The following is a 15,370-nucleotide window of genomic DNA, read 5'->3' as shown; positions in this document are numbered from 1 at the left end:
AAATTAAATTAAGCTAGCTTTAAATTATTTTAAGCTAGCGATTTTTTGCGCAAATTTTACTCTCTGCCCTTGCGAAATTTCAAACTCCAAAAATTCCTTCTCGGCAATCATCACTATCGTAGAGCCAAGCTCGAAATTTCCGATATGTTCGCCCTTTTTAAAGCTCACGCCTTCGCCATAATCGAATTTATTATAATCAAAATTCAAAATTTCCCTAGCCTTATCGTTAGCCTTAGCGTTAGTTTGAATCCTGCTATCAAAGTCAAATTTCATTTTGCCTACATTTAGCGCCCCTACAAAAACCAGCCACAAAAGCCCGCCATTGCTCATTTTACAGAGCAAAACCACGCGCTCATTTTTGGCATAGAGATTTGGCACTTTTAGCAGATATTTTTTTGCCACGCTGTGAAGCTCGCCCGGGATATATAGCGCACCAATGACGCTAAGATCGCATGGAGCGTGATAGTGATGATAGTCTTTTGGGCTTAGATAGATGTTTGCGTATGTCAAATCCGCCGACATTTTAAAATCTCTGGAAGTTTTCATATCATCTAAATTTAGCAAACTAATAAAAATTTCGGAATTTTGCTTTTGCAAATCCCCAGCCCAAGATTTAAGCCCCAAAAGCTCCCAAATATCGTATTTATGCCCCTTTATACTAAACGCGCTAAAATCACTCGTGCGCCCGCACTCAAAAATCACTCCATCGCTCGGGCTCAAAACCGCGCTAGGCTCAGCGCAAATTTCACGCTCCCTCACCAAACGCCTCGTAAATAGCGCATTTAGGCTATCGTAATCACCTGCGCCTAAAAATTCGCTCATATCAATCTCAAAAGCGTCAATGTATTTTTGATTTATAAACCTTTGCACAGGGCGCGGAAATTTAATCCCAGCAATCACCCCAAAACAGCGTGAAATTAGCTTTTTCATCACTCTCTCCTTAGTCTTAGTAGCGCGATTTCTGCGTCGGCAAAAATCCTCATCGGTGGTCCCCAAAAACCGACCCCACTACTCACATAAATTTGCTTTGCTCCGTCATTATATAGCCCATGGACATATTTTTGATCGAGTGCTACAAGCAGGCTAAATGGGAAAATTTGCCCGCCGTGCGTGTGTCCGCAAATACACAAATCCACCTCATCTTTTACATGTAAATTTATAAATTTTGGCTGATGAGCTAGCAAAATTTTAGGTTTATTTGGATCTGCCATTTTTAGGGCTGCCCTGAAATTTGGCTCTAATTCATTAAATCTCGCACCGCTTAAATCGTGCGTGCCAAGCAGATTTACCCCCATAAACTCCACGCTCTCGTTTTGCAAAACCCTCACGCCCTCGCGCTCCAAAGCTTCGATTAGCCCCTTTGCGCCTCTGTAATACTCGTGATTTCCTGTCACGAAAAACACAGGCTTTTTTAGTTCGCGCAAAGGCTCCAAAATATCGCCTAGCTCGTGAGAACGCAAATCAAACATATCGCCCACGATACACACAGCATCGTGGCTGGTAGCGTTTATCTGCGCTACGATAGTCTGCAAAAAATCTTTTTTTAAAAATTCGCCCAAGTGTATGTCGCTCACCACAGCCAAATTCAGATCTTGGCTTAGATTTTTGATTTTGATATCGACCTCGTTAATTTTCGGAGTTTTAAGTGCGTTGTAAAAGCCCTTAAAAAGGTAGCTAAACGCCATTATTACGAAGGTTACATCTACGCAAATTTTAATAAATTTGCGCCTGCTCTCGCTAAATTTAGCAAATTTTGCGCTCACATTTAAAATATCATAGGCTAGGCACAAAAAGAAAAGCGAAAAGCTACTAGCCACGCAAACGACGCAAATTTTGTATAAAATTTCATCTTTTAGCGCGCCGGCAAAAACGCTTCTAGTAAAAAACATACCCTCGAAAATCACCAAAAATAGGCAAAAAACTATCAAAAATGGCTTTATTTTTTTGAATTTATCGTAAATTTCAAACCTAGCTGAGATTGATTTGTAAATGTATAAATTCAAAAAAACAAAGAGCGTCGTCGCTACAATCGGAAAAATATATGGGATTTTCACTCTTACTCCAAATCAGATAAATTTTTCTAATTTTTCTCTATCAAAGCCCGAAATTTCGCCGTCTTTATCGAGCAAAAGCGCGCCAGATTTTTTAAATTTCGTAATCGTGCGAGAAAATGTCTCGGGGGTGATATTTAAAATTTTGGCGATTTTAATGTGTTTTGAGCTGGTAAAAATATCAAAATTTTCGATGATAAACTTTGATATTTTTGCCTCGCTAGGTAGCACGACGCTGTTTTCAAACGCAAATTCTAGCGCCCTTAACTTCGCCGAAATTGATTTTATAATGCTAATGCAAAACTCAGGCTCGCTCAAAAACTCTTCGACAAATTTTTCATAATCTATTTTTAAAACCTCGCCACCGCTAGCAAAGCGCGCGCTGGCTGGATAGGGGATATTTTCGAAATTTACAGCCTCAGCCACGAAAGACATTGGGCGGATTTCGTGGATATAGATTTCCTTGCCACTGGGGGCTGTTTTATAAATCTCGATTGTGCCTTTAAGCAAGATGATTAAATGAGAGCTTGTATCGCCCTCATAAAATAAAATTTCTCCCTTTTTAAAAGCCTTTTTACTACTAATCTGCGCTAATCGCTCGATTTTGGCCTCATCAAGCCCCTTAAAAAAAGGGATAAATTTCAAAATTTCCATATTATTTTTTTAGTAAATCCCTGATTTCGCTTAGAAGTTTGATATCTTCGCTAGGCTCAGCTGGCGCCTCAGGCTCGGCTGGTTTTTCTTTTTTAAGCTTGTTAATCGCCTTAATCGCGCAAAAAATACAAAATGCGATAATGATAAAATCAACCGCTGTTTGGATAAACGAGCCGTAATTTATCGTCACGGCTGGTGTTTCGCCCACAGCCTCTTTTAAAACGATTTTTAAATCGGTAAAATTCATACCACCTGTGATAACTCCGACGATTGGCATAATGACATCGCTTACTAGCGAAGTTACGATTTTGCCAAAGGCTCCACCGATGACCACACCCACTGCCATATCGATGACATTGCCTTTCATTGCGAATTCTTTGAATTCTTGAATAAAGCTCATTACAAGCCTCCTTTGGGAAATAAAAGGATAGATAATAACCTAATTTTGCTTACTTTTTGCTTTTTATTAGGTAGAAAAAAGTATAATGGCAAATTTTGAAATTTAATAAAGAAAAGGAAAATTTATGTATAGATTTGCGCCATCACCCACAGGCGATATGCACATTGGAAATTTACGCGCCGCGATTTTTAACTATATCCGCTCGCTTCAAGATAAAAGTGGATTTATTTTGCGTATCGAGGATACCGATACTGCCCGCAATATCGAAGGCAAAGACAAAGATATAATGGAAATTTTAACCCTTTTTGGTATCAAATGGCAAACACTTTATTATCAAAGCAAAAATTTAAAATTTCACCAAGAATTCGCCGCAAAGCTTCTGCAAGAGGGCAAGGCGTTTTGCTGCTTTTGTAGCGAAGAAGAGCTTGCCGCCAAAAAAGAAAAAGCCAAAGAAAAGGGCGTAGCGTATCGCTACGATGGGACTTGCGAGCATTTAAGCGACGCTGAGGTCATAGACAATCCAAAGCCATTTACAATTAGACTTAAAAAACCAACCAGAGTTTTGAAATTCACAGACGCTATCAAAGGCGAGATTAGCTTCGAGCCTGAAAATATCGATAGTTTCGTCATTATGCGCGCAGATAAAACCCCGACATACAACTTCGCTTGCGCCACTGATGATATGCTAGAAGGCGTTACCTTCGTAATCAGGGGCGAGGATCATGTCAGCAATACTCCGAAACAAAACTGGATTAGGGAGTGTTTGGGATACACAGACGAGATTTCATACGCGCATTTGCCGATTATTTTGGGGCCTGATGGCAAGAAAATGTCCAAACGCGACGACGCAAGTAGCGTAAAATGGATGCTAGATACTGGATTTTTGCCTGAGGCGATTGCAAATTATTTGGTTTTGCTTGGAAATAAAACCCCATGCGAGGTTTTTAGTATCGAAGAAGCGGTGGAGTTTTTCGATATCGCCAAAATTTCAAAGGCACCGGCGAAATTTGACATCGACAAGCTCGCATTTATCAACCGAGAACATATCAAAAGAGCAAGCTCTAAGCGCATTTGCGAGCTTTTTGGCGTAGATGAGAGCAAGGTAGAGTTAGTGAAATTTTACACCCAAGAATCCAGCCTAATCCCAGAAATCAAAGCAAAAATTAGCGCAATTTTTGGCAAAAAAGAAATTCCAAGCGAATTTATCCAAAACGCTGAAATTTTGCGAAATGAAATTTTAAATTTAACCCAAATTCCAGCCGAATTTAACGAGTTAAAAACAATCCTTATGGAAAAAACTGCTCTCAAAGGCAAGGCGTTTTTTATGCCACTTAGATTGCTTCTTACAGGCGCGCCTCACGGACCAGAGCTAAATGAACTTTACCCGCTCATAAAATCATCAATCAAGGAAATCCTAAATGCTAGCAAATAGCCTAATTTACGGCGTTTTAATCACTCTGCACTACGCCATACAAGCCTACATTTTGCTTGTCTTTGTCGCCTGCGTGCTTAGCTTCATACGCCCAAATCCGTTTAATAAATTTGTCCAAGCGATCTACAAGCTTACAACCCCAGCTTTCAAGCTCGTGCGCAGGTATATCCCAACCACGCTTGGCGGATTTGATTTCGCCCCGCTTGTGATTTTAATCGGCCTTAGCGTGATTGATAATGCGATAATTTATGCCTTACAAAGGAGTGTTTTTTGAAAATTTTATTTAAATTTAGCCTAGTTATGGCTCTTTGCGCAAATTTTGCCATAGCAGAGGTCAAAAGTTATAACGAAATAAAAAACGAACCAAAATCTCTGGCAAAAGATTATTACATTTACCGCCTAGCCACCGAGACCAAATACGATAAAAACGAGCTAAAAGCCCTTAGAAAGGCTGGAATTTACCGATATCGTGGCAAGATAAAAAAGGAACTTGATAAAATTTTAGGCGCGTTTAAAGCTCTGCCAAAGCCAGATAAGTGCGCAGGGATAAGTAGCGCGAATATACTAGATGCGAATTTAACCTGCCAAAAAGCAAGAAGCTATCCAGCATTTGTGGCAAAGCTAAGCCCCAAAACTCGCTTGGCGTTAATTAGCAAATTTGAAAATAGCGGAAATTTAGGCGCGATGAGTGCGATAAATTTACTAAAAGGCTTCAATTCAGGTTCGCCGGCGCAGTATTTTAAAGAGAGCGGTCATGCGCAAAATTATTTTTCATACTACCAATTTAAGGGCGACGAGAGCTTGCTAAACATAAACGCAAGCCCTGCTTTCATCACAGATATGGCGCAACTCTCTGGCTTTAAAAGCGTGCTTGAAGACGCCGTAATCAAGCGCAAATATCCAAATTTGCGCCAATCCATGCTAGGAATTGATCCGCAAAAAGTGGATAAAGAAATCGCGTTTTTGCTCGGCGTAAATGCCGTAACTTATGGCGATGAGGCGCAGGCTTTGGCGTATTTTGGGCGCGCAGCAGCTACGATAGAGAGCGTGCATAACTCGCACAATGCGAAATTTTGGGTCTATTTGCTAAGCAAAGACGAAAATATCTTGCGCGAGCTTGCCAAAAGCAACTATTATAGCCTCTATTCGCTTTACGCAAAGGAAATTTTGGGCGATAAAAGCCTAAATATCATCAATCCAACCCCAGCGCGCGATAAAATTTCAAACTATGATATCAAAAACCCATTTAACTGGGTTCGCACCAAGGCCAAAGCCGATAAAATGGGCAAAGCAGAGCTTTTGGAGTTTGCGAAGAAATTCGACACCAAAGAGAGCCTTGGCGAGTGGGCGTATATAATGAATAAAGCTAATGGTGGGCGCGACAACTACTATCTAACGCCATTTATGGAGCATATCGGCACTACTGATTTGCACCGCCAAGCGCTGATTTTAGCTCTTGGCCGCCAAGAATCACGCTTTATCCCAAGTGCCGTTTCGACATCGTATGCGCTTGGTATGATGCAGTTTATGCCATTTGTAGCGAACGATATCGCCAAAAAGCAAATTAGTATCGAGGGCTGGGATCAAGATATGATGTTTGATCCAAAAATCGCCTATAAATTCGCCAATATCCATATCGACACACTCGAAACAAAGCTACTTAGCCCCGTTTTTATCGCATACGCATACAATGGCGGACTAGGATTTACGAGCAAGCTTCTAAAACGCGCAGATTTGTTTAAGAGGGGCAAATACGAGCCATTTTTGTCAATGGAGCTAGTAACATTTGCTGAGAGCAGGGATTATGGCAAGAAGGTTTTGGCAAATTATGTGATTTATTCGCATATTTTAAACCCAAATTCAAAGGTAAGCGTGCGTGAGGAGCTAGATAAGCTCTTAATCCCAAGCAAGAGTGATAAAATTCGCTAAATTTAACCAAATTTAGCGAATTTATTAAAATTCAAAATTTGGCGAAATTTTAAATTTCGCCAAATTCACTAACTTTCCAATCCGCTTTTGCACGCTTCTAGCGAACCGCTTTTAAAGCCTTTGTAAAACCACTCTTTTCTTTGTGCGCCACTTCCGTGCGTGAAAGAATCCGGCACCACATACCCACGCGCCTTTTTTTGCAAGGTATCATCGCCTATCATCGTAGCGGCATTTAGTGCCTCTTCCAAGTCGCCATCTTCTAAAATTTTGTATTGATGATGTCCCCAAATACCCGCCAAACAATCGGCTTGAAGCTCCACTCTAACCTGAATCGCGTTTGCCCCAGCTTCGTTTGTTCTGGCCTTTAATTTATCGGCGTTAGATAAAATTCCTAGCAGGTTTTGCACATGGTGTCCCACTTCGTGCGCGATGACATAGCCTTGCGCGAAATCGCCCGCTGCGTGGTGTTTTTTCGCCAAATCAGAGAAAAAATCCGTATCCAAATAAATCCTAGTATCAGCCGGGCAGTAAAACGGCCCAACTTGCGAGCTAGCATACCCACACCCGCTTCTTGTCGCGCCGTGAAATAAAAGTAGTCTTGGCTCAGAGTATTTCGCGCCGTATTTCGCAAAAATCGCACCCCAAACATCTTCGGTTTGCCTTAGCACGGTAGAGACGAAATCCTTGGCTTCCTGCGCTGCTTCGTTATTTTCAAATTTACTAGCCGCAGCTCCACCGCCAGCAGAGGTGAAATTTAGCAAATTTAGCGGATTATAACCCATAAACGCCGCTACAACGCCGAGAGCTAGGACGATTCTGCCAAATTTCGTTTTTACCAAAAATTTCACCACAGGAATCAAAAGCGCGAGATTTACTCCGCCTCCGCCACCACCGCTACTAGCCCTCATATCGTCGATATTTGAGCTTTTATTTCCACCACGCCATTTCATTTTTTATCCTTCAAATTTGAATTTCTGAAATTTTATCACAAATTTCATTTCTAGCAAAATTTGCGCCCACTCTAATCATCGAGTTTGAGCTTAGGGTGCCAATACATCGATTTTGAGACCTTGCGAAATTTCACGCTCGCATTTAGGTCGTTCGAGGTCGTAAAGCTAAGCACGAGATCGTCTTTTTGCGTTTTTGGCGCGCTGATTTTGTAGCGATTAGACCACGCGATTTTAAAAACCTCTTTGCTAGCTAGTTCGCTCTCATCGGCGATTAGCTCCACGCTAACATTTTCGTCGCTTCCATTTACACGCACATTTTTGATCTCGATCTCTTTTGGATACGAGGTTAGCAAGAAAAACTCATCTTCTCTTTCGTTACGAATTTCTGGCATTGTGGGGTTTAGATAGGTCGCCACGCCCAGGTATCTATCGCCCTCTTTGACGCTTTCGAATTTTTGCGTATATGCCATAAACTCGTTTTTGACCGGGTCGTGAGGGACTTTTTCTTTGTTAGCGCACGAGCAAATTCCTAGTGCAAACAGCCCTAAAATCAGAGTGCGCGCAAATTTTGAAATAGTTAAATTTTGCATTTTTCTTCCTTTAAATTTTGGCGTATATTATCAAATTTTGCTTTTTAAAAGGCTAAATTTGATACAATCAAGGTTTTTTAAGGAAGAGAGATGAAAAGACTAGCCATTGCGTTTTCAGGTCCGTCAAACACCGGCAAAACAACGCTAATTTGCAAAGTAGCGCAAATTTTTATCGAGCAAAATTTAAAGGTCGCTATCGTCAAGCACGACCCCAAAGACAAGGCCAAATTTGACACTGAGGGCAAGGATAGCGCGAAATTTAGCGCAGTTGGCGCAGATGTGGCGGTCGTAAGCCCTACGCGCACGACATATTTTTTGAAACAAATGCGAAATTTAGACGAGATTATCGCTGGATTTGGTGATTTTGATATTTTGATTGTGGAGGGTCTAAAAACACTGCCCCTGCCACGAATCAGCCTATTTAGGGATAAAATCGACGAGGCGTATTTGCCATTTTCGCAAGCCATTGCGACAAATTTGCCAAAAGCGCAAATGGATAAAGCCTGCCCCGTAAATTTCGACATAAACGACGCGCAAAGTATCGCAAAATGGATACTTGATAATGCTAAAAAAGTTTAAAAAGGAGAGAGTATGCAAGAAATCGTAAAAACAATAGAAAAAATCGCCGTTTTAATCAGCGAAGAGCTAAAATACGCTGATTTCGGCTACGCTAGCACGCAAAATTCCACAGGCGATACACAGCTTAAACTCGATGTGCTAAGCGATATGATAATCGAGCGCGAATTTCGTGGCGTAGAGTGCGTAAAGGCGCTAATTAGCGAAGAAAAAGAGGAAATGCTAAGCATTAATGAAAATGGCAAATTTATAGTAGCTTACGATCCGCTCGACGGATCTAGCCTAGTAGATGTAAATTTCGCCGTGGGCTCGATTTTTGCGATTTATGAGGGCAAAATTTCACCAAGCTCATTGCGCGGAGCAGTATATAGCGTGTATGGCCCTAGAATCGAGCTTTGCGTATGTTTAGGCGATACTCCGAAGCTATACAGGCTTGGCAGGGACGGCAAATTTGCCTTCGCAAAAGAGCTAGTTTTGAACGAAAAAGGCAAACTAAACGCCACGGGAGCTACACAAAAAGGTTGGAGCGATACGCACAGAGTGCTCGTAAGAACGCTATTTGACGAGGGTTATCGCCTCAGATACTCAGGAGCTATGGTCAGCGACCTGCACCAAATCTTGCTAAAAGGCGGTGGGCTATTTAGCTACCCAGCCACGAGCGATCACCCGCAGGGCAAGCTTCGCATGGCGTTTGAAGTGTTGCCGTTTGCCTATATCTACGAGCACGCAAATGGTGCTACTAGCGACGGAAAAAACGATTCGCTTTTAGAGCTTGAAATTTCAAAAATTCACCAAACCACACCGTGTTTTTTCGGCTCGAAATATGAAATTGCTAAAATGCACGAAATTTATCAAAGCGAAAAATAATGTCAGAAAATAGCCAAGAACGCGATATTTTCGAGCAAATTTTAGACAAAAATTTAGCCATTTTGCAAGATTGCCAAGCGCAAAATGGCTTGCAAAGTTGTAGCCAGTGCGAAAAAATCCTAGACTGCCAAACGCGCGATAAGTATGTCAAGGCCGTGTTTGAGAGCATGTCCAAAGGTAGCACTGGCGATTTTGAATTTTAAATTTTAATTTCACACTAAAAATTTAAAGGAATTTGATGAACGCCTTTATAAACGGCATTTTAATGGGCTTTGGCGTGAGTGTGCCAATCGGTCCGATTAATGTTTTGATTATGTCTTATGCGCTGCAAAGCTATACAAAAGCCCTTTGCTTGGGGCTTGGCGCGATGAGTGCGGATATGGTTTATCTAGCACTTAGCGCATTTGGGATTTCGCAACTTGCCAAAATTCCGCTTGTATTTGCGATTATTTCGGTGTTTGGGGCGTGTTTTTTGACATATATTGCCTATGGAATTTACAAAAGTGCGCGCAACACACCTGAAATCAAAAGCGTCGAGCTTGGCTCTCACGCCAAAATTTACTCAAAAGGCTTTTTTTTAAATTTGCTAAATCCTTATGTGATTATGTTTTGGCTCAGTGTCTCTGCTAGCGTAAGTAGCGAAAATTTCGCTCTCTCGCTGCTGGGGCTTTTTATAGCGATTTTATCGTGGATTACGCTTTTTCCGCTTGTGATCTATAAAAACAGAGCGCGCCTGCCAGATAGCGTGGCTAGGGCGTTTGCTTACATTTCTACGGCGATTTTGGTGTTTTATGCTGCAAAACTTCTTTGGGGAGTGGTGAAAAATTTAATCGCTTAAATTTAAGCGATTAAATTTTGAAGCGATTATCTATCTGTCTTTAAAATATCGACCAAAACGCCGTCAAATTCGTCTTGTTTATACATTTTTATCTCTTTGACGACGCTAGCGTTATCGTCTGTAATGACGCGGTTATTTACCAAAGTATCCTCGATGAGTTTGAAAACAAAGGCGTGGTTGCTGATATCTGCCATTTGGCTTTTAAAGCCCATAGATAGGCACACAGGGCCCTCTATGCGCACGCCACGCAAATCTTTGGCGACATACAAATTTGCGATTGTGCGAACCATTTTTTTCGCCATTTGCGCGTGTTCAGATGAGTTTATGACATCATTTAATCCGAAATTTTCCATTAAAAGCGGAATTTTCACCCTAGCTAGGATTCCTAATTTTTCGTCACTGCAACTTTTGCGCAAAAACGAAATTCTCACCTTGCACGGGATTTTTGTGTTTTTCTTGCGCACGGCTACTGGCGTGAAATACTGCGCGCTTTTGCTCTGCGACTTAGCAGCAGCTGTTTTCGAGCCCTCGTAAATTTCTTGCAAGGTTTTATTTTTAGACGCTAGGTTAAATTTCGGCTTGCTTTTGACCGATTTTTTTGTAGCGCTTTGCAAATCCTGCTCCATACTAGCCTCGCCAGTGATTCCAGCACTCGTGGCTGGTTTGGCTCCCTCGCGCAAAATAGATAAGAAATTTGCCTTGATTTTTTCGATTTGCTCTGGGCTTAGGCTCATTTTGTCATTGAGGCTCTCTACGCCAAATTGTCTTGGGAGGAAATTTATGATTTTTTTATCTCGCCCTACTATGCGCACGCGCCCTTTTACCGAGTCTTTGAGCGTATATTCGCTACCTTCGATTAACTCTTTTATCAACTCTTTTGGGGTTAATTTTTTGTTTTCACTCATTTTCAAACACCACTTTATTAAATTTATTTATAAAATCCAAAGGATTCACACTCACACCATTTATAGCGATCCCAAAGTGCAAATGTGGCCCACTCACGCGCCCACTAGCACCGCTTAGCCCTAGCTTATCGCCACCGCCTATTTTATCACCTACTTTTACCAAAATTTTACTTAAATGATAATACTGCGAATACACGCCAGCACCATGGTCTATCACCACAGAACCACCAGCATAATATCTGTCCTTTGCTATCACAACCACGCCATCGCCTACGCTATGCACATCTGTGCCCATAGCAGCGCGGTAATCCGTGCCTGAGTGGTAGCTTTTCAACTCGCCATTAAAGGTGCGCGCATTGCCAAATGCGGATGTAATTTTAGCATTTGAAGGTAATAAAAAAGGTTTTTGTAATAAAATTTTTGGCGTAGTTTTAGCGTAAATTTTGTTTGCTTCGGCTAGTTCGCGCTCTATGCGAGCTTTGGCCTCTTTTGGCGGTTTTACCTTAGAGGGAGCGACGGAAAATGCCTCGCTTTTGTAATCGCCTTTGATTAAATTTATAATCTCGGTTGTGGTTTTGCCATCTTGGGTGATTTTGAGTTTGATATCGTTTTTGGCTCTGTAATTTGCAGCGATGATCGCAATTTTTTCATCACTACCCAGCGAATTTACGAGGGGAATTTTTTTACCATTTGCTAAAATTTCACTCGTGTTTTTGTTAAATTTCAAAACAATTGCTTCACCATTTACTATCGATAAAGCAAAAATTTTAACTGCGCATAATGCTAAAATCGCCAAAATTTTCATTATTTTCCCAAAAATTTGTTATTTTTCATCAATTTTTTGTTAAAAATTAGCTAAAAAAAATGAAATTGCTGTTATAATAACTAAATTTCTATTTTAAAAGGATTAAACATATGAAAAAATTTTTATTAATTGCTTCATTTGTAGTTTCTAGTTTTTTGCACGCTGATGTCGTAGCAAATCAAGAAGTCATCGCAGCGACTAATGTTATGAGATCATTTGGCGCATCTAGCGGTTTCCATGTAGATCAAAAATATCTACAAGGCGCAAAAGCAGTAGCGATCCTAACAGATGTCAAACGCCTAGCAGCTGGCGCTTCTATCCAATACGGCGATGGAATTTTTAGCGTAAAAAATGCTGATGGCACATGGAGTGCTCCGATTTTCATCAAATACAAAGGCTTTGGCGTAGGTATCCAAGCAGGATACGAGACAAGCGATGTTGTGCTACTTTTCCACACAACTAAATCTTACCAAGATGTATTCACAGGTGCTGATACACTAGAAGTAAGCGCTGGTGCAGCATTTGGCGGACACGGTGCGAAAGCTGGTCGCGCTACTGATTTACCTGATATTTCAGCATGGATTGCAACCCCAGGCGAGCAAACAGGCTTGTATGCTGGCGTAACAATCGATAGCGGTCGCATCACAATCGATGATCAACTAACAAACGATTATTATGAGAGAATTTACGCTTACGAGGATATTTTAAACGACTCTCCACGCAATACAGAACACACTAAAAACCTAAAAAATGTTCTTTATAAATACCTAACAATGGGCAATGTCCGCTCAGCTAAAAATGTAGGCGCAAATTATGAGTTTGCAAAAATTGAGAAAAAATACGCTGATGGCAAACCAATCGTTTCTGACCGCCCTTACAAAAAAGGCGCAAAAGCAAGCAAAACTCAAACAAAAAAATAATTTCTCAAATTTAGGCTCTCGCTAAGGGAGCCTAAAATTTATCCATTAAATTTATCTATGAAATTGCACACTAAACAACAAATCGTTTAAATTTAATCAAATTTTCGAAAATTCTGCCAAATTTAACCTATTTTTTATATATATATGAATAAAATACGAGTTCGTGTCTCGTTAGCTCAGTTGGTAGAGCATCTGACTCTTAATCAGAGGGCCGCAGGTTCGAAGCCTGCACGGGACACCACCAAATTTTCCTTTGAGCTTTATTTCGTTTCCGATAAAATACAAAAATTTCAATTTTATAGTTGTAATCGTTTTTTGGGTCAGTATTTTGGTAAATACAAAATTTGAAAAATAATGAAAATTCCATAAATTTTGGATTTTGCACATAAAATAAATATCGCAAAAGCAAAAATCAAACAAAAATTTAAAAAGGCAGGCAATGAATAGAATTTTTATCACAGGCGATACACACGGCGGCTGGCGCGGGTTTAGCGGCGAAATGGCGCGATTTAAGAAATTTGAGAAATTCGAAAGTGCGCTTTGCAAAGATGATTTTTTAATCATCGCTGGGGATTTTGGCTTTGTTTGGAATATGTTTCAAAGCGACGCGCGCGAGGAGCAATGGCTAAAATACTTCAATGAGCGTAAATTTACCACACTTTTCATCGACGGCAACCATGAAAATTTCGACCGATTAAACGCCTATGAAATCAGCGAATTTGCTGGCGGCAAGGTGCATAAAATTTCGCAAAGCGTGTATCATTTAATGAGGGGGCAAGTCTATGAGATCGCAGGGCGCAAAATTTTCACCATGGGTGGCGCGCTTAGTATCGACCGAGATATGCGAGAACTTGGGGTTTCGTGGTGGGATGGCGAAATGATAAATGACGCCGATATCTGCGAAGCGAACGCAAACCTCGCAAAACACGGCTTTAATGTCGATATCATCATCACGCACACCTGCCCCAGATTTGTCATACCGCGCGTGATAAAACTATCAATGGCGGCGAAAATTGATGATATAAATTCGAAAATTTTGCAGGATTTTTACGACAAAATAGAGTTCAAAAAGTGGTATTTTGGGCATTTTCACGAGGATTTTAAAATCGATGATAAATTTCGGGTGATTTATCAAGAAATCGAAGAAATTCGGCTTTAAATTTAAAAAAAACTTAAATTAATAAAATTTTGTAATTTTTTTATGTTCTAGCACCTTTTTGCGATAAATTATATCTTTTTTTTTTTTAAGAATTTTTATTATTTCGCTTAAATTTTTAAGTAACTTTTTATTTAATAAATTTTAAAATCCATTTACATTTTTTTAAAGGAGAGGAAAATGAAAGTTAAGTTTTTATTACTTAGTTCAGTAGTTGTTGCTAGCTCAGTATTCGCAGCTGACGATTTGGCAAAACTTGCAAAAGATAGTGGCTTACAAGCACTACCTAAAACTGCTGCTGAAATCGCAAAACTTGCAGAGAGTGCAGCACCAGATGCAAAAGATTTCCCAACAACCGACAAAAGAGTTGAACTTGGTAAAAAATTATATTTTGACCCAAGAATTTCAAGAAGCGGCATCATCAGCTGTAATACCTGCCACAACCTAGCAATCGGCGGAACTGACGGCGTTCCAGCTTCAACAGGTCACAAATGGACTCCAAACCCACACCATATCAATGCGCCTACAACACTAAACTCAGTGTTCAACTCAGCGCAATTCTGGGATGGTCGTGCAGCTCACCTAGCTGAGCAAGCAGCAGGTCCAGCAACAGCTGCTCCTGAAATGGCTGCAACTCCTGAGAGCGTAGAAAAACTACTTAACTCAATCCCTGGCTATGTTAAAGAATTCCAAGATGCTTATGGCAAAGATACAAAAATCACTTTCGATCTATTCGCTACAACAGTAGGAATTTTCGAAAGAACACTTGTAACTCCATCAAGATATGATGAGTTCTTAAACGGCGACTCAAAAGCCCTAACTGACGCCGAAAAAGAGGGTCTAAAAACATTTATCGATAAAGGTTGTGTATCTTGCCACAATGGAATCAACCTAGGCGGCACAATGCAACCGTTCGAAGTAGCAGGCAAATACGAATTCGCTAATGTTGGCGATTTCAAAGGCGATGCTAACGGTATGGTTAAAGCACCAGTTCTAAGAAATATTGTTGATACAGCTCCATATTTCCACAATGGCGCAATCTGGTCACTAAAAGACGCTGTTAAAGCTATGGGTAGCGTTCAACTTGGTATCGAAATCAGCGATGATGAAGCAAACAAAATCGTTACTTTCTTCAACGCTCTAAGCGGAAAACTACCTGATGCAGCTCTAAAATACCCGGTATTGCCAGCTAGAACAGATGCTACTCCAAAACCAGAGTTAGATTACTAAGGTTTTATAAATTCTCGTCGGACACACAAAGCTTGCCAAATTTGGCAAGCTTTTTTTATGCCCGAAT

Annotated in this window: 18 protein-coding genes and 1 tRNA gene; 11 read left to right on the top strand and 8 right to left on the bottom strand. The window is 40.6% G+C overall.

The features are described from left to right. Window positions 1-24: 24 nt before the first annotated feature. From asd to mscL, 4 genes are read right to left on the bottom strand one after another with little or no spacing between them, the layout of a single operon-like run. Window positions 25-930 carry an archaetidylserine decarboxylase gene (gene asd / locus OFN98_RS00685; RefSeq protein ID WP_270876562.1) on the bottom strand — a complete coding sequence of 302 codons (906 nt, stop codon included), beginning with the start codon at window positions 928-930 and terminating at the stop codon, window positions 25-27. Further along, window positions 930-2,054: a metallophosphoesterase gene (locus OFN98_RS00680; protein ID WP_270876561.1), complete on the bottom strand. Its 1,125-nt coding sequence runs from the start codon at window positions 2,052-2,054 to the stop codon at window positions 930-932. The genes asd and OFN98_RS00680 overlap by 1 nt, the downstream gene beginning before the upstream one ends. Window positions 2,055-2,066: 12 nt before the next feature. Beyond that, on the bottom strand, window positions 2,067-2,705 hold the full coding sequence (locus OFN98_RS00675) for a Crp/Fnr family transcriptional regulator (protein WP_270876560.1): 639 nt from the start codon (window positions 2,703-2,705) through the stop codon (window positions 2,067-2,069). Between the two features lies 1 nt (window position 2,706). After that, window positions 2,707-3,105 carry a large-conductance mechanosensitive channel protein MscL gene (mscL, locus tag OFN98_RS00670; protein ID WP_270869085.1) on the bottom strand — a complete coding sequence of 133 codons (399 nt, stop codon included), beginning with the start codon at window positions 3,103-3,105 and terminating at the stop codon, window positions 2,707-2,709. Between the two features lie 124 nt (window positions 3,106-3,229). Between mscL and gltX the strand changes: the two genes are divergently transcribed. The 3 genes from gltX to OFN98_RS00655 are packed head-to-tail and all read left to right on the top strand — an operon-like array spanning window position 3,230 to window position 6,466. Continuing rightward, entirely contained in the window at window positions 3,230-4,537 is a 1,308-nt protein-coding gene (gene gltX, locus OFN98_RS00665; RefSeq protein WP_270872275.1) for a glutamate--tRNA ligase, read from the top strand. Beyond that, entirely contained in the window at window positions 4,524-4,811 is a 288-nt protein-coding gene (locus tag OFN98_RS00660; RefSeq protein WP_270858206.1) for a YggT family protein, read from the top strand. Before gltX ends, OFN98_RS00660 begins: the two co-directional genes overlap by 14 nt. Next, a complete protein-coding gene (locus OFN98_RS00655) occupies window positions 4,808-6,466 on the top strand; it encodes a transglycosylase SLT domain-containing protein (RefSeq protein WP_270874106.1) in 1,659 nt (552 codons plus the stop codon). Before OFN98_RS00660 ends, OFN98_RS00655 begins: the two co-directional genes overlap by 4 nt. Window positions 6,467-6,534: 68 nt before the next feature. Here the strand turns inward: OFN98_RS00655 and ypfJ are convergent, their stop codons facing one another. Next, entirely contained in the window at window positions 6,535-7,416 is an 882-nt protein-coding gene (ypfJ, locus tag OFN98_RS00650) for a KPN_02809 family neutral zinc metallopeptidase (protein ID WP_270868723.1), read from the bottom strand. A 71-nt stretch (window positions 7,417-7,487) separates the two neighbouring features. After that, entirely contained in the window at window positions 7,488-8,006 is a 519-nt protein-coding gene (locus tag OFN98_RS00645; protein WP_270865127.1) for a hypothetical protein, read from the bottom strand. Window positions 8,007-8,096: 90 nt separating this feature from the next. On the opposite strand from OFN98_RS00645, the gene mobB reads away from it, so the two are divergent. Genes mobB through OFN98_RS00625 form a run of 4 tightly spaced genes read left to right on the top strand, consistent with a single transcriptional unit; the run spans window position 8,097 to window position 10,287 of the window. Then, window positions 8,097-8,585 (top strand): molybdopterin-guanine dinucleotide biosynthesis protein B, encoded by a 489-nt coding sequence (gene mobB, locus OFN98_RS00640; RefSeq protein ID WP_270874107.1) that lies wholly within the window; start codon window positions 8,097-8,099, stop codon window positions 8,583-8,585. A gap of 12 nt (window positions 8,586-8,597) precedes the next feature. Then, window positions 8,598-9,449 (top strand): class 1 fructose-bisphosphatase, encoded by an 852-nt coding sequence (locus OFN98_RS00635; RefSeq protein ID WP_270876559.1) that lies wholly within the window; start codon window positions 8,598-8,600, stop codon window positions 9,447-9,449. Beyond that, the gene (locus OFN98_RS00630) at window positions 9,449-9,652 is read left to right on the top strand and encodes a hypothetical protein (protein WP_270876558.1); all 204 of its coding nucleotides are present in this window, start codon (window positions 9,449-9,451) and stop codon (window positions 9,650-9,652) included. The genes OFN98_RS00635 and OFN98_RS00630 overlap by 1 nt, the downstream gene beginning before the upstream one ends. Window positions 9,653-9,687: 35 nt before the next feature. After that, window positions 9,688-10,287, top strand: coding sequence for a LysE family translocator (locus tag OFN98_RS00625; RefSeq protein ID WP_270874109.1), 600 nt, complete (start codon window positions 9,688-9,690; stop codon window positions 10,285-10,287). 26 nt (window positions 10,288-10,313) lie between these two features. Here OFN98_RS00625 and OFN98_RS00620 read toward each other — a convergent pair whose 3' ends face one another. After that, on the bottom strand, window positions 10,314-11,192 hold the full coding sequence (locus OFN98_RS00620; protein ID WP_270873544.1) for a hypothetical protein: 879 nt from the start codon (window positions 11,190-11,192) through the stop codon (window positions 10,314-10,316). After that, window positions 11,185-11,997: a M23 family metallopeptidase gene (locus OFN98_RS00615; protein ID WP_270874110.1), complete on the bottom strand. Its 813-nt coding sequence runs from the start codon at window positions 11,995-11,997 to the stop codon at window positions 11,185-11,187. The genes OFN98_RS00620 and OFN98_RS00615 overlap by 8 nt, the downstream gene beginning before the upstream one ends. Window positions 11,998-12,107: 110 nt before the next feature. On the opposite strand from OFN98_RS00615, the gene OFN98_RS00610 reads away from it, so the two are divergent. The 4 genes from OFN98_RS00610 (at window position 12,108) to OFN98_RS00595 (ending at window position 15,303) form a co-directional block, all read left to right on the top strand. Then, window positions 12,108-12,917 carry a lipid-binding SYLF domain-containing protein gene (locus tag OFN98_RS00610; RefSeq protein WP_270862005.1) on the top strand — a complete coding sequence of 270 codons (810 nt, stop codon included), beginning with the start codon at window positions 12,108-12,110 and terminating at the stop codon, window positions 12,915-12,917. A gap of 165 nt (window positions 12,918-13,082) precedes the next feature. Further along, window positions 13,083-13,158 (top strand) — tRNA-Lys (locus OFN98_RS00605). Window positions 13,159-13,356: 198 nt separating this feature from the next. Beyond that, the gene (locus tag OFN98_RS00600; protein ID WP_270874111.1) at window positions 13,357-14,076 is read left to right on the top strand and encodes a metallophosphoesterase family protein; all 720 of its coding nucleotides are present in this window, start codon (window positions 13,357-13,359) and stop codon (window positions 14,074-14,076) included. Between the two features lie 177 nt (window positions 14,077-14,253). After that, complete coding sequence (locus OFN98_RS00595; RefSeq protein ID WP_270858218.1) at window positions 14,254-15,303, top strand: cytochrome-c peroxidase; 1,050 nt, start codon at window positions 14,254-14,256, stop codon at window positions 15,301-15,303. The last annotated feature ends 67 nt before the right edge of the window (window positions 15,304-15,370 follow it).

The organism is Campylobacter sp. JMF_15 NE4, from assembly GCF_027737645.1.
Lineage (GTDB): Bacteria > Campylobacterota > Campylobacteria > Campylobacterales > Campylobacteraceae > Campylobacter_B.
The sequence above is the reverse complement of the archived record's forward strand: the minus strand, read 5'-3'. Positions and strand labels throughout refer to the sequence as shown.

Excerpts from the sequence above, each read along its gene's own strand:
- asd (WP_270876562.1), bottom strand. The coding sequence starts at position 930 with ATGAAAAAGCTAATTTCACGCTGTTTTGGGGTGATTGCTGGGATTAAA.
- OFN98_RS00675 (WP_270876560.1), bottom strand. The coding sequence starts at position 2,705 with ATGGAAATTTTGAAATTTATCCCTTTTTTTAAGGGGCTTGATGAGGCC.
- mscL (WP_270869085.1), bottom strand. The coding sequence starts at position 3,105 with ATGAGCTTTATTCAAGAATTCAAAGAATTCGCAATGAAAGGCAATGTC.
- gltX (WP_270872275.1), top strand. The coding sequence starts at position 3,230 with ATGTATAGATTTGCGCCATCACCCACAGGCGATATGCACATTGGAAAT.
- OFN98_RS00660 (WP_270858206.1), top strand. The coding sequence starts at position 4,524 with ATGCTAGCAAATAGCCTAATTTACGGCGTTTTAATCACTCTGCACTAC.
- ypfJ (WP_270868723.1), bottom strand. The coding sequence starts at position 7,416 with ATGAAATGGCGTGGTGGAAATAAAAGCTCAAATATCGACGATATGAGG.
- OFN98_RS00645 (WP_270865127.1), bottom strand. The coding sequence starts at position 8,006 with ATGCAAAATTTAACTATTTCAAAATTTGCGCGCACTCTGATTTTAGGG.
- mobB (WP_270874107.1), top strand. The coding sequence starts at position 8,097 with ATGAAAAGACTAGCCATTGCGTTTTCAGGTCCGTCAAACACCGGCAAA.
- OFN98_RS00635 (WP_270876559.1), top strand. The coding sequence starts at position 8,598 with ATGCAAGAAATCGTAAAAACAATAGAAAAAATCGCCGTTTTAATCAGC.
- OFN98_RS00630 (WP_270876558.1), top strand. The coding sequence starts at position 9,449 with ATGTCAGAAAATAGCCAAGAACGCGATATTTTCGAGCAAATTTTAGAC.
- OFN98_RS00625 (WP_270874109.1), top strand. The coding sequence starts at position 9,688 with ATGAACGCCTTTATAAACGGCATTTTAATGGGCTTTGGCGTGAGTGTG.
- OFN98_RS00620 (WP_270873544.1), bottom strand. The coding sequence starts at position 11,192 with ATGAGTGAAAACAAAAAATTAACCCCAAAAGAGTTGATAAAAGAGTTA.
- OFN98_RS00615 (WP_270874110.1), bottom strand. The coding sequence starts at position 11,997 with ATGAAAATTTTGGCGATTTTAGCATTATGCGCAGTTAAAATTTTTGCT.
- OFN98_RS00610 (WP_270862005.1), top strand. The coding sequence starts at position 12,108 with ATGAAAAAATTTTTATTAATTGCTTCATTTGTAGTTTCTAGTTTTTTG.
- OFN98_RS00600 (WP_270874111.1), top strand. The coding sequence starts at position 13,357 with ATGAATAGAATTTTTATCACAGGCGATACACACGGCGGCTGGCGCGGG.
- OFN98_RS00595 (WP_270858218.1), top strand. The coding sequence starts at position 14,254 with ATGAAAGTTAAGTTTTTATTACTTAGTTCAGTAGTTGTTGCTAGCTCA.